Here is a 14,243-nt window from a genome sequence, read left to right on the forward strand (position 1 = left end):
AACACTCCTTCATAACAAGCTTACACTCAGTTCTCGCGCGATAAAAGTCGTTTCTCAAAATATCGTATAATCATCGACATACTGAACGTCATAATTAAATAAACTATCGCGACAAATGTCCATACTTCTAGCGAGCGGAACGATGTTGCGACAAGATTTTTTGCATTCAACGTTAAATCCGTCGCTGCAATAACAGACACAAGAGAAGAGTCTTTAACTAAAATGATAAACTGTGATGCCAAAGGAGGTAACACTCGTCGAAACGCTTGTGGTAAAACGATATATCGCATTGCATTCGTGTGGGACATGCCTGATGAACGCGCAGCCTCCATTTGTCCTTTTGGTACTGCTTGAATTCCCGAACGAACAATTTCTGCGATAAACGCCCCCGAAAAAATAGCAAGGCCTAAAATGGCAGACCAATAAGATCCAAGTCTAACGAATTGACCAAGTACAAAAAATATCCAAAATAGAAGAACAAGTAATGGTACACCGCGCATCACTTCCACATAGATAGAGGAAATAAGTCGAAAGAATTTGTTTCTTGAAATACGTCCTAGTCCAAAAATGATTCCTATGGGTATAGCAATCAGAAGCGCTATCGCTGAAATTTCCAACGTTTTCAACGCTCCATCAATAAATATATCCATATTGTTTGTTATAATACTCCAGTCATAATTATAGCCGCCCATTTAATTTCCCCCTCTGAAATTGAAGAAGTGGTTATTCTTCTACGACTTCATTCAACCAATCGCTTGTTTCAAACCACTTATTTCTTGAAGCCAATTCAGCTGGGCTATCAATATAGTTCGCTAAAAATGAGTTAAGCCACAAAATTGTTTCAATGTCATTTTTCTTTACTGCAATTCCTAAATTTTCTGAAGAAATTAGGCCTTCGACAGCTCTGACTTGATCGCCATTGCGAAGTTTCCATACAGCGATGGCAGGTTCGTCATAAAGAACAGCATCTGCTTGCCCTTGCGCCATTGCTGTTGCAGCAGATGGGAATTCTTCAAAATCCATTATTTCAGCATTTTTGAAAAGATCTTTCGCTAAGAGTGCCCCAGTTGTTCCAATACCAACTGCAATTTTTTTCCCTTTCACATCAAGTTCTTCCCAAGACTTCGTCGAAGTATCTTTGGCAGGAACCATAAGTGCTTGGCCAGTTTTATAATATGGGTTGGAAAAACTGACAACAAGTGCTCGGTCTCCTCGGATTGTCATACCTGCAAGAATCATGTCGATTTCTCCCGTTTGAAGTGCCGGAACAAGCCCGTCAAATGTGAATTGTTTATACTCCACATCTACTTTTAACCATTCACCAATAGCATTTGCAGTATCAACGTCATAGCCTACAAAATCACCATTTGGATCTTTCATGTCAAACGGGAAGTACCCTGGCGACATCCCAATTACTAGCTTCTTGTTTTTCGCCACGTTTTGCAGAGTCGAGTTTTCTGTAGTGACGCCCCCAGCATCTTTACTACACCCTGCAACAAGTAGAACTGCAATCATTAATGTCGCTGTTAACCACTTTTTCATTGTTTTTCATCCCCCTTTAGTATTATGTAAATAACATTCACCCATTCTGATGAATTATGTAAAGTATAAAGTAACGCTATTAATCTGTCTACAAGAATAATTAAATTATTCTAACCATTTATATACAATAAATTAATGTATTTGTTAAAATATGCAAGACTACAAGCTTTATCTGTAAGGGACTAAGTTATATAGCACTACTCTATTAATTAATACTTATATTAATGTATATTTACTCCTTTAATTCAACAAAAAGCGTTCGGATAAACCGAACGCTTTCGTAATCCTATGAAGTGTAGTGATATATGAACCCCTGACCTTCATACTAATAGCGTGAAGTTCAGCTTATGAACGCTCTTCAATAATCCCCTGAAGTAATATCCGGATATTCTGAACGACCACTCTTCGGCTAACATTATTCGACATATTCGTATAAAACTACACTTTCCATATAGTTTACAAAACGTCGAAGCTCTTTTGCTTCTACCGTGCTGATTGCACCGTCCTTGAACATTTCTGAAATCTCTTTTCTCTGCACTTCAATAGCATTCAAACATAGAATCTCCTTTTGTTCGTCTAAAATGGATTGATCCATCTCTACTTTATGGGGCAATTCCTTTTTATTCAGAAGGCGTTTATAATAATAAATCATATTGTGTAGAACTTCTGGTTGTTCACTAATAGAAGCTCGTTCTTCCAAACCCGCTAGTACTTTCTCAAACGTAAATATTTGCACCGCATCTTCCATTTCCTGAACCTGCTCTAATTCTCGGTCACTTAAGCGCCCGCGTTTCCAATCTCTCAGTACTTGATAGAACCGCTGACGGATAAAGTGATTCGCACCGCTTGTTGCCGCCTTTTCACGAATCGAAACCGACTTTTCGATACTTTTTAACGTAACCATCTTCACTTGGTGCACACTCATATATTCCTCCGTATATTGACGCTCCAACATTAAAGAATGCAATCTTTCCATCTTCAGCTGCTCGTTATATTCTCGTAGCTCTTCTTCGTTTTTATTTTTCGACCGCAACATATGCAACATGAGTGTATAGTCGTTTAATAATTCATAGACAATCGAAGCATTCTCTTCTGTTTTTTCCGAATTGATTTTCTGAATAGCTCCCATGATCATACGCTGCTTTTCATTCGTTAAATCTGAACTGGTCGTATGCGTGCTCGCTTCCCCCTTACTTAGGATAGGTAGAAATATTGTTGCCATAATAAGTGTCAATAGAATAACGCCTGCCGCCAAAAAGATAATAAGTGAACGCTCTGGGAACAAATCGTTCGTTGATGTAAAAAATGGAATCGATAGCACACCGACCATTGTAATCGTTCCACGGACACCTACCAAACTCGTAATTAGACTTGTTTTCAGAGATGGTTTTTCTGTCACATTTTTCAAAATGTAATAATCGAAATGATTAATGGTGTGCGACCACAAAAATCGTATACCGAGTACGACGAAACCTAATGCAAGAACATACCCTAACAACAGCCAATTACTCATCTGTTCATTTTCCAGTAATGAACGCATTGCAGATGGGAGTGTTAAACCTAACAGTAAGAAAATTAAACCGTTTAATACAAATGCGATAATTGACCACAGGTTATCCGTCAACACTTGCTCCTGCGCTCTAAAGTTTTCTGTACGCTCTCTTACAAGCGCATGGATAATCCCCGCTGCTACAACCGCTATAACACCTGATGCATGGAACATTTCCTCTGCTATAAAGAAAATAATAAATGGCGTTAAAACTTGTAATAGCGAATGGAATACTACGTCGACAAATCCCCCTCTACGTAGAACGTAGCGAAGCAAATTAATCGAAAGTCCAAGCCCGATACCAAGCAATGCCCCAACGATAAACATATATAAGAAGTCTCCTGTAGCCTTTTGAACTGAAAAATAACCGGTTACCACCGCTAAAACAGCATAATTAAATGCAACAAGTCCTGAAGCATCATTGATTAAAGATTCCCCACGCACTAAATTCATAATATGAGTTGGAATTTGAATACGTTTCGCAATGCCATTTACAGCAACTGGATCCGTCGGTGATAGAATTGCTGCGAGCGCAAATGCAGCTGCTAAAGGAATTGCTGGAATCATCCAATGGACAAATATTCCACCAAGTATCGTAGTTAGAAGTACTAAAATAATAGCATTCCCAAAAATTGACGCACGCATTTTCCATAATTCCTCTCGCGGAAAATGAGCGCCTTCATTGTATAAAAGTGGTGCTATAAACAGTAGAAGAAACCATTCTGTCTCCACTTCAATTGTAAAATCTTTAACAGCTAATGCAAAAATAAGCCCCACAATAATTTGGATTAATGCAGTTGGTAATAGTGTCACGTAATTCCCAATAACGTTTGTAACAAGCAATAAGACTAGCAACATTAAGATAATCGTTAATAATTCCATCCGTTTTTCTCCTCTTCACTTTTTCTGTTCCAATAATCAAGAACAAAGTGATTATTTCGTCCAAAACGCGCCGAAAATGTACAAGTGTAGGCTGTATGCTTTTCTTACAGATAGCTCATGTAAGAAAGTGGATAATCAACAGACGTGGTTCAATATATAAAGTTAGCAAATATGATATAATCGTGCGTTTATTTTTATTTTATCATGAATTTTAAAAATACTGTTAGCTCCTAACCTCGTTCTCACAGAACAAGATTTGGAGCTAACAGTATTTATCGTTGGATTAATTATGTATGGATTCCCATTTTACTACTCGCAGCACGAAAGACTATTTTCGAACAAAAAAAGGGCCCAGTTATACTGGACACCCTTCTAAACCTATATGGAGCATAGGGGGCTCGAACCCCTGACCTTCACACTGCCAGCGCTACCCTACCTACTATCAATGAAAGTAAGCAAAAGTAAGAATGGCTTAACATCAACGTTTGCCGGTACTTTGTTACTCAGGTATCGTCAACAATAGGAGACGAAATGACACATTAGGCACGAGTTAGGCACATCTTTGGCACAAATACGATTATACAAAAATTAAATAAACCTGAATACAATAACCGACAGTCTACCTTCATTTATATAGAAGGTAGACTGTTATATTTACCATCCGAGTATAGCCAATTTCACCATAACGTCGTACTATTGAACTATCAGAAAGTTGGAGGTATTATAATTCACTGATCATACTATCGACAAAGAAAAGTATTTGCAAGAACCGATTGAAATTCTAGAACTGATTGCATGTCTAACTAAGATACTTAAAGATAATGGCATCCACACACTTGCCGATGTTTACGCATTAAGAATAGTGGACGTAGACATTCGAGGAATCATACCTGTTTTGCGCCTTGAATTATTTAGCGTTCTGAATGAATTAGAATTGAAATATAAACAGCGAGCCTTTCCTCGGATAAATTCGAGGAAAGGCTCGCTTAGTCAAATCACATAAACTTTTTCAGTGGCATCCTAATGAACAGTGCATAATTTGTTTATAATACTTTATACTTACAAGAAATCGTAATAGTTCATTATTTCTTCTTGTTTTTGACTTCACAAATTATACGTTGTATCCACTCAGAAACTAATGATTCACGTTCCTCCAATGTTATTTCAATTGGCATTGTTAGAAATTGCAAGTCACTTGGTAAAGACGGTAACTTTTCTCTTAACTCAACGTTGGAAAGAGATTCTTCATCTAAAAAAACTAAACGCTTATCATCCACTTCATCGACTACCGCCCCATATACACGAGCAGTATATTCTACATTGTCAAGATTGACAGTTGCATGTCCTCTCACATTTGGGTTTGCGTAAATATGGTCTCCTTTAAGTTTAGACAGTGAATACATAAAAGCTTCTAATCTTACTTTATTGATATAAAATTTATCAAGGGAGTAGAGGTTATCTTTGTGCTTATTTCGGTTGATGTCAAAAACATCATATTTAAGGCAGATATCTGACTCTTTAGGAGGCATCTCATTACGCAAATAAGATCTATGATCAGAATATGGCATCAATCGTTCTTTTACTAAGACATCAATATTATTATGGTCTAGATCACAGCCATAGCTAAAAATAAATACTTCTTTCAAATTAATTACTTCCCCAATTTGGCAAACTATTGTGTTTTATCTGAATTTGTCCGTAATGCCAATCTGGTATTCCATAACGAGGTTGAATAGCAATTTCAGCCCTTGTTTCTAATTGGGGAAAATCAAAAGATTGTGTAGTGTTACCCATATTATAAAATCCGGTACTCCTAAGACATTGGATTAGAAAGGCGTCCGCTCCGTAATGGAATGGGCGCCTTTCCCTGTTTATTCATTTTCACTTCACACTCACAATATTATTCATATTGATTTTTATGTTATCGTAACCCACTTGCAACGATAATTTACCTTGTTGGCCATCGACTTCTGTAACGATCCCTGTAACTGATTCATACCTCTTTTGAGCATATATCGTAACTTCTACCTCTACGCCGAATTCTTTTGATTCCCCGATTCTCTCACCAATCTCAAGAAAATCAGTCTCTGTTAGTTTCGGACCTGCCACAACCTTTGATTTTGGTGGTTTTGGAATTGCAGCCATTTTCATCATCCTTTCTGTACCATTCTTTTATTTCAGCTAGGTGTTCTCGAAACATCAACGATATGGCCAACTCTTCAGCGCTCTGATCAATCACGTTGTAGCAACTCCCCTTGTGCCCTGATTTTCTACCATTGCAAAGTAAATAGATATCAACTCTTCCTTCCTGTTGCGCAGCCGTATGTTCAGATAACGCCGTTTGTCTTCATAGCCACCATGGATAAATGCATACTCAGTGAATGTGCCATCTTTCCCTTTTTTAATTAACTTCATATTTTTGTATCGCGCATAATTATTTGTTTCTTTCAATTCGGCCCTAACGGTCTTTAATGAACTTTCAACGATATTGATATAAGGTCCTTTCAATTTGAACGAACTAGTTTCAATCACTTCTCGGTCTCTCTCTAAAATACTTATAATCATCGGCAAGTATATCATGTTCTCGAAATACGGTAATGCCTCGGACGGTATTAACGACATTAGATTACCCTACTTTCTTTCGCGATTAAGGGAACAAGTGCGAGAATGTTATCAATCGTAAAAGTCCGCTTAGATTTACGCAGGAAACAGTATGCACGGAACGATACCTCGCCGACCTGCAGTACGTTGATTCTTCTTTTACTGATTGATCCGTCTTTTGCGATGTACATCATATCCAGTGACTCGTTGTATTCGACTGACTTTAATAATTGTTTACGCACACTCGTTCCCCTCCTTGATTTCAGTATAGAGAATGAATGTTCGTATTAAAAACAAATAAAAAAGGCAATTATTTCTTCTTATTTAAATTGTTTAAGATAAGGGAACAATGCACATACAAAAAAAGATGACTGTTTGTAGGTCAACAAAAAAGGCGACCACTCCGTAATGGAATGACCGCCTCAGATTTCTTAACCTCTATTATTAAAAACATTTTCAGAGTGCCGAATGGTTAATATCATATCTTTCGCATTAATCGAAATAACACAATCCCAAGTTGGTTTAATTTGCATCTCGTTTTGCTCATCAATCCAAATCATTGCATTTAGTTCTAGGGCACCTTCCATGATAACCATTTTTTTCGTTGAAGTATCAGTGACCGCCATCAGATTATCTTGTAAACGTATTTTCCAATCAAAAAATGATAATTCCTTCATGTTCTCATCCTTTCTTTTACTTATCTATTATATTACCAGCTTTGTCAAGAGACGCTTTTCGAGCTGGATTTCCTATCTTCCACGCTTTTTTATTACCATTATACCCAAGATGTCCACTATTATCTTTTGTGAGTTCCCATTGTCCGTTTTTAAATGTCCCACTACTTTTTCCTTCTGGAGTGTTTCCGTTTTTATCTTTAAATTTACTCAGATCCACTTTCATATCAGAGGTTTTCAATTTTTTCGGAATCTCTTCTGCAGCTTTTTCTGCAGTTTTTTTACTAAAATATGCGGATATTTGATTATAGAGGTATGAACCACCTTTAATCGCTAGCCCCCCAACAATCACTGCACCTGTCGCAGTAATTGCTATTTGTCCAATTCCTGGGATAAAATAAACGCCTGCTACGGCCGCTATTGCTCGAACTTGAATTTCCTCTTCAAAAGAGTTTCCATATACGTCATAAGTTGTATAAAGTGCATCTGGATGGTATGGATCCAGGTATTCCTCAGGTATGTATATAATTTCATCTTTGGAATAGTAATTAGGGTCTAAAAGTTCTTGTGGTATATCTCTGGAAATATAGAATTCCAGACCGGATTCCCAAGAGTCGTCAAAAATCTTCTGTCCAATCACATGGTCTTCATTACTTTCATAAACATCATTAAAAGCCAAAGCCGAAGTCGGTATTGATAACATCATCAACACAACTAAAAAACCTGATATTGTTTTAGTAAATTTATTCATTTTACCTCTCCTCTTTCTATAAAATATTTCCTTAAATTCAATTATAACCCAGAAAATAAATAATTCCACAATACCTTTTACCTATATTCCCCTTCCGTAGCAAAATGAAAAAGCGGCCTACTCACCATTTGTGGATGGGTCGCTTTTGCTTCGGTCTTACTTAACCATCTCGCGGATAACTGGACTAATAAAAAAGACCCTAAATAGTCGTTCTCTTGTTGTTCAACTAATGCACCGTTAGTTAAGTAATATTTTCAAGTCATTATACGAGTAACTTAAAATGGTTCAAACCAAGTTAATAAAAATAGGATAATAAAAAAGAAGCGAGCGATATAAATTGTATGCTACCTTTTACTACATGTGATCCATGGATTACCTGAAAAAACAATTAGTAGATATAAACTGAAAGAAAGTAGAGTTTGAAATCACAAGCTGCATAGTACCGCAAAGAATGATCCATAATAAACGATTATAATAAAGAGTCCCTCTTCTATTTATAGATGTATTTTTTCTTTCTTGTCCAAGTATAGACATATCTGCTTTATTGTCAGACCATGGAACATTTAAATTTTTCAATAGTGAAAAGTTATTTCCTATGAGTCATTAGATTCCCGTCGGGATGTATGAATTAACAATACCCTTTATATAGGCGACTTTAATCGTATATCAGTAACGTATATCAGTAAAAAAAGAACTCCATCTAGTCAATCAGATAGAGTTTCTACGCGGGTTAGTGCTGATATTTAAATCTTTTATTGAAGGAGTTCCAAGTTTTTTCCTATGACCTTTAATCAGTCACACGACAATTGTTTTTGCGCGTTCCATTGTCCTCTTTTTGAAGAATAGATGTATTACCTCTGGCCCCACTATTTGTGGGCTATTATTCGAGTTATGCGATGAAGTAAGTGAGCTAGTTTGGGCTGTTGCGTAGCGGGAGTTGATAGTAAAATAAAACCCGTTTAAGACATTTTGTCCGAAGCGGGTTTTACTGTTTCTAAACCTTAAATCGATTCACAGCATTACTCAATTCCTCACTCAACTCCGTCAGTGTCTCCGCTGCACCCGTCACTAACTGGACAGCACGTAACTGTTCGTCTGTTGAGGCACTTACTTCTTCACAGGCAGCGGCTGTTTCTTGTGATGTTGCTGCCATTGTTTGAATCGTCATTGCTACATTATCCTTGTAAGTCGCGACCTTTTGAATTTCTTCGTACACTGCGTCGATAGAATCTTGCATGTCGGACATCAGTGTGGAGATTTCACTGAACGTGTTTTCAGTGTCGTGAACGACCGTACCTTGACGCTGGAAGTTTTCGCGTGTTTCGTTCATTTGTTCTGAGACGAGTTTGGATCCAATTTGAAGTTCCAGGATTGTCTCTTTTACTTCTTCAGTAGACCTAGCCGATTGTTCAGCGAGTTTACGAACTTCCTCGGCAACGACTGCAAATCCTTTGCCATGCTCGCCTGCGCGTGCTGCCTCGATGCTTGCATTTAATGCAAGTAGGTTTGTTTGTGAAGATATTTGTGTGATTGTTTCCATGACCCCTCCGATTGCATTCACTTTATCTTCAAGTGTACCGATCACTTTGGACATGGACTGTAAATTTGTTTCCCAGTCGTTGAAAGACAGCTTCAGTTCTTGCATTTGACCTTGGCCACTCGTATTCATTTCACCAGCTTTTGTAGCGATGTCAGACATGCTACTTGCTTTTGTTGTGATTTCGTTAATTTGAAGGCCAAGGAGTTCTGCTCGTTCGGTAACGATTTCTGCATCTTCAGCAGACTTTGATGCACCAAGCGCAATCTCGGTTACTGCGTGCGCAACTTCTTCACCTGATGCACTCGCCTCCTCTGCAACTGCGCTCAAACTTTCGGAACTTACTCGGACGTTCGATGCAGATCCGTTGACGACAGTAATAATGGCGTTCATATTATCTATCATCGTGTTAAAGTTATTACCAAGTTCTCCGAATTCATCTTTTGTTTTGATGTTGGAGTGTACTGTCAAATCGCCTTGAGATACTGAGCCCATCAGTGAATTTAATTTCCCGATTGGTTTGATAGTACGGCTTATCGTGAAGTATAGGGCAGTGAATATGACAAGCAAAGTGGCAAGGGCAACGATCAGCATAGATTTACGCAGATCAGTTGCCATTTCGTTAATATTTTTTTCATCATAGATAGCACCAATTTTCCAGCCGAATTTTGGAATTGTGGAATATATATTAACTTTAGAGACGCCTTCATCTTCATAGTAAATCGCGCCTTTCTCGTTTCCCTCTTCGTACATTTCTGCAATGAATGGAAGATCCATCAAGTTTTCTCCGAGTAACGTCCGATGGGTAATTGCAGTTCCTTCAGTATCAAGTATTACAGGATAGCCTTTATAGCCCACTTCAATAGCTGAAATTTTCTCTGTCAGGGACACGAGCTGCAAGTCGAGTCCAACCACGCCTATGAGTTTATCACCCGCAATTACAGCTATTGAAGCTGTGATTACAAGATCTCCTGTCACTTTGTCTTTATATGGTGTTGACCACTGAACTTCACTGGGATGCTCAGCCGCATTGGAGTACCAGTCACTAGTAGTGGGGTCGTAATCAGGACCCATACTTGTATAAGGAGCATTGATATGATGGTCGGAATTTGAATAATAAACTGCGATTGCGTCACTGTACAAATCTAAGAATCTTGAAAGCTCGTCATTAAGAGTGTCAAGTAACTTTTTCGGTTCTGCACTGTCTTCGAGAGCAAAGTCTGTAATTGGTCTTGAAGTCGACAACTGTGTGAGGCCTTTTTCGTATTGTACGAGATAGTTCTCAGTAGCAAAACCCATTTGATTAATGAGCGCACCGCTTGAAACAACGACATTGTCTTCGGTTCTATTTTTCACTTGTGTACTGCTAATAGCAGTCATAATGGATATTCCAATTAGAAATAGCACAATGACTGTTATAATTATTTTTGTTTTGATGGATCTGAACATAGATTTAACACCTTCTCTTTCCTTCTCTCAAAATGATAGTACTAAGACTACTTCGGTTTCTAAGATTAATTGTTTAGTTAAAAGACTATTAGAATTAAAGTTACCTCTGATTGAATATCATTATGTGTAAAGTTATCCTTATCTAGCAACAGAGTTAGCTGAAGAAGTCCCTGTAAACCTAAAGGGATCAATCGCTCAATTTTAATTAGACTTACAAAAATTAAACCTGTGTCATTTTTTCGTATTTGCATTCAGTACAAATATACTCAGGAACACCTTTTCTGTTTAGTTCTCGCACCACAAAAATATGAGTTGGAATATCACTTTCCGACATTTCATATATTTTATCCCACTCTCCGTCTGCTTTGAGGCATTGTTTTTTACATGATGGACATTCTTCCGTCATCTTCCCCCTCCTCTCTTAAAGTCATTTCAATCATATATTATACGAGGAAAGGTCTCCTTCTTTTAATCTACTAGATTACTTAATTCTTATTTACTATCACGTCATTTCCGCCTTGATCCCACTTAACTCCTTTTTGGAATAAACAAAAAGAACGCCCGGGTGGACGTTCTTAATTGTTAATTATTCATTTTTCATCACGACGCATAATCATCCGGATGTGCAGCAAAAAAGCCAGCTAAGTGTTGACTTAACTTGGTAAACTAAATCCGCTAGTTGAATAAGAACAATGTTCTGTTCTTTATTCGTCTATATTCATACGAATACCTCTTTACTTGGACAAAAAAAGGCGACTTCCCATTCAATTGAGCAAACGTCTTTTGCTTTCAATAATCAATTTAATCTTTTCACGTTTACTTGTGAATAATATATGTAAAACAAGAATAGATGACTGGTCTTGGCAAATAAAAAAGCGGCCTTCCACAATGTAATCTGTGGACGGGTCGCTTTTACTGTAAGTTCAATTATTTTTAACTCTTTATTATCTGCTCTATTTATTTTATTAGACGAATCGATTTAACATCATTGAGAAATAGAATATGGAAAGGGATTAGTTAATATATGTGTCACTGGCCAACAGATCAAATTTGAACCAATAGTTGAGACAGACGATAGTTTCTAACATTTATCCATCGATGTCTTACTATTAGAGGCTCGTTCAAAAGCAACTAACATTAAAGTCACTAGTAAAGCGAGAAAAACAATACCGGCTCCGACCCAACTAAGATTCAAAACAGATGTGCCACTTATCACAAGACCTCCTAATCCCGAACCTAAGGCGAATCCAAATTGAATAAATGAAGTGTTCACACTTAAGGCGATATCAGGATATTTTGGTGAGAGCGTAACTAAATATAGTTGCTGGGCTGGAGAAGTACTCCAAGTGGCTACCATCCAAATCATGATAACGGCAATGATGCCAACTAGATTTCCTCCGATCATTGCCAGTAAAATCAACATAGATATTTGTAATATTAATCCAGTAATGATTGTGAACTTTGGACCTTTTTTATCCGCCGCTATCCCTCCAATACTAGAGCCGATGAAGCTACAGATTCCCGCAAGTAATAAAATACCACTAATTTCTGCAATTGTGAGATTTGCTGAAGCTTGTAAGAATGGTGTTAAATAGGTGAATAATGTGGAGTAGCCACCTACATAAAATAGCGTCACTGCAACCGCTAACACAATTCTTTTATCTTTTAATATGGATAATTGCACACCTATCGTAACTGGTTCTTGTTCCTTAATAGTAGGAACACTTCTATAAACAACGAGTAGTGGAATAATCGTCACCAAACCAATTAATACAAATAATACCTTCCATCCCATGATCCCGCTGAGAAATGTGCCAAGAGGTACACCAAAAACTAAGGAACTGCTTAAACCCATTAAAATGATCCCAATGGCACTTCCTCTTTTTTCATTCTCAACAAGGCGAGTAGCAACAGCCATTGCTACGACAATAGCAGTCCCACCACTTAATCCTTGCAAGATTCGTATGAAAAGAACCATTTCAAAAGAATGACTAAAAAAAGTGATAAAATTACTCAAAATAAAAATGGCAAGCATCGATAACAATAATTTTTTGCGGTCAAAATTAATGGTGAGGGCAATGATAATAGGTGCACCAATAGCCGCTGAAAGTGCGAATGAAGTGACCAATAATCCAGCAACAGATGTAGATACACTTAAGTCAGTTGCTACCATTTGAATGATACCTGTGATAATATATTCAATCGTTCCTATTAAAAAGGCTGTTAGGGCAAGCCAATAAATGACTGTTTTATTTTTCATTGAAACATTTCTCCTTGTACAAAAAATTATGTTTTTATCAAAATAAACAAGCAGTAAAACTCCTAAAACTAATTGCCGTTTACCTGATTTAGGATTTGTGAAATGAACCACAAATTCATTGAAAGTTTTACTTCATAGTTCAATCGGGATTTGAATTTCGATTAATCTATCTTCTTGATTTTCAGACAATGGTAAATAAATTTCCCTACCAGGCTGATCTTCTTTCACTCGATAGCCATTTTTTTCTATCCATGTCGCCAAATCAATACAAGCATTTTGTACAAAAGTTGAATTCGAGCGATATAGTAGCGTAGCCATCGTTGTTTCAGCTGGTAAAGAACGTATATATAACTCTTTTGGAAGAGATGCTATTTTACCTTTGACAGAATACCCCACTTCAAATTCAAAATCACTTTCCTTTTCAGCTGAATCCCTCCATAGAACGGTTTGAGGTTCTGTTACCAATTCTCCATTATATTTTTCTAACAAACGATTGAGTGTCTGAAAGAATAAGGGAATCTCTTCTACTGATCCGTAAGAATGAAAAGAAATGAGTCGCTTGCTTTCAACTGTTTTTATGATAACCTCCTGCTCCATTTCAGCACTCCCTTCTCGTCTAATTAACTGCATACGTTCTTTAATACGAACTAATTTTTCTTGTTCCCTCTCCAACAACTGTTGAATCTCGCTCTTTTTGAGCTTAAACATACCTTGAATCTGCTCTAAAGAAATTTCTTCATGAAGGAGTTGAGAAATTTGCTTTAAGGTAAAACCTAATTCCTTGTATAAAAAGATTCGATTTACTTCAAAAAGTTGCTCTGCTGAATAATATCGATACCCTGTATCTCGATTCGTTTTTATTGGCTTCAATAGATCAATTTGGTCATAATAGCGTAACGTTTTTACGGGAACCTTACTTAACATAGAAAAATCACTGATTTTAAACATTTTAAATCCTCCTTTTTTCTATTTGATTAAAGTATAAACCTTTCAGTAAG

Annotated in this window: 13 protein-coding genes; all 13 read right to left on the reverse strand. The window is 37.2% G+C overall.

Features of this window, described 5'->3' with window-relative positions; translation table 11 throughout:
- Window positions 1-26 precede the first annotated feature (26 nt).
- Window positions 27-692, reverse strand: a complete 666-nt coding sequence (locus H7992_RS21990) for an amino acid ABC transporter permease (RefSeq protein ID WP_187046037.1) — start codon at window positions 690-692, stop codon at window positions 27-29.
- A gap of 31 nt (window positions 693-723) precedes the next feature.
- Window positions 724-1,542 (reverse strand): transporter substrate-binding domain-containing protein, encoded by an 819-nt coding sequence (locus H7992_RS21995; RefSeq protein ID WP_082786746.1) that lies wholly within the window; start codon window positions 1,540-1,542, stop codon window positions 724-726.
- Between the two features lie 415 nt (window positions 1,543-1,957).
- Window positions 1,958-3,973, reverse strand: a complete 2,016-nt coding sequence (locus tag H7992_RS22000) for a Na+/H+ antiporter (RefSeq protein WP_187046038.1) — start codon at window positions 3,971-3,973, stop codon at window positions 1,958-1,960.
- A 1,082-nt stretch (window positions 3,974-5,055) separates the two neighbouring features.
- Window positions 5,056-5,619, reverse strand: a complete 564-nt coding sequence (locus H7992_RS22005; RefSeq protein WP_187046039.1) for a hypothetical protein — start codon at window positions 5,617-5,619, stop codon at window positions 5,056-5,058.
- A 235-nt stretch (window positions 5,620-5,854) separates the two neighbouring features.
- Window positions 5,855-6,118 (reverse strand): YolD-like family protein, encoded by a 264-nt coding sequence (locus H7992_RS22010; protein WP_187046040.1) that lies wholly within the window; start codon window positions 6,116-6,118, stop codon window positions 5,855-5,857.
- Window positions 6,119-6,208: 90 nt separating this feature from the next.
- Window positions 6,209-6,595, reverse strand: coding sequence for a YhjD family protein (locus H7992_RS22015; RefSeq protein WP_187046041.1), 387 nt, complete (start codon window positions 6,593-6,595; stop codon window positions 6,209-6,211).
- Complete coding sequence (locus H7992_RS22020; protein ID WP_187046042.1) at window positions 6,595-6,816, reverse strand: transcriptional regulator; 222 nt, start codon at window positions 6,814-6,816, stop codon at window positions 6,595-6,597. The genes H7992_RS22015 and H7992_RS22020 overlap by 1 nt, the downstream gene beginning before the upstream one ends.
- A gap of 189 nt (window positions 6,817-7,005) precedes the next feature.
- Entirely contained in the window at window positions 7,006-7,251 is a 246-nt protein-coding gene (locus H7992_RS22025) for a hypothetical protein (protein WP_187046043.1), read from the reverse strand.
- A 16-nt stretch (window positions 7,252-7,267) separates the two neighbouring features.
- Complete coding sequence (locus tag H7992_RS22030) at window positions 7,268-7,999, reverse strand: hypothetical protein (protein ID WP_187046044.1); 732 nt, start codon at window positions 7,997-7,999, stop codon at window positions 7,268-7,270.
- 994 nt (window positions 8,000-8,993) lie between these two features.
- Window positions 8,994-10,985, reverse strand: a complete 1,992-nt coding sequence (locus H7992_RS22035; RefSeq protein ID WP_187046045.1) for a methyl-accepting chemotaxis protein — start codon at window positions 10,983-10,985, stop codon at window positions 8,994-8,996.
- A gap of 220 nt (window positions 10,986-11,205) precedes the next feature.
- Window positions 11,206-11,391 carry a hypothetical protein gene (locus tag H7992_RS22040; protein WP_187046046.1) on the reverse strand — a complete coding sequence of 62 codons (186 nt, stop codon included), beginning with the start codon at window positions 11,389-11,391 and terminating at the stop codon, window positions 11,206-11,208.
- Between the two features lie 675 nt (window positions 11,392-12,066).
- On the reverse strand, window positions 12,067-13,245 hold the full coding sequence (locus H7992_RS22045; protein ID WP_187046047.1) for an MFS transporter: 1,179 nt from the start codon (window positions 13,243-13,245) through the stop codon (window positions 12,067-12,069).
- A gap of 132 nt (window positions 13,246-13,377) precedes the next feature.
- Window positions 13,378-14,193, reverse strand: coding sequence for a MerR family transcriptional regulator (locus tag H7992_RS22050; RefSeq protein ID WP_187046048.1), 816 nt, complete (start codon window positions 14,191-14,193; stop codon window positions 13,378-13,380).
- Window positions 14,194-14,243 lie beyond the last annotated feature (50 nt).

The organism is Sporosarcina sp. resist, assembly GCF_014302295.1.
GTDB lineage: Bacteria > Bacillota > Bacilli > Bacillales_A > Planococcaceae > Sporosarcina > Sporosarcina psychrophila.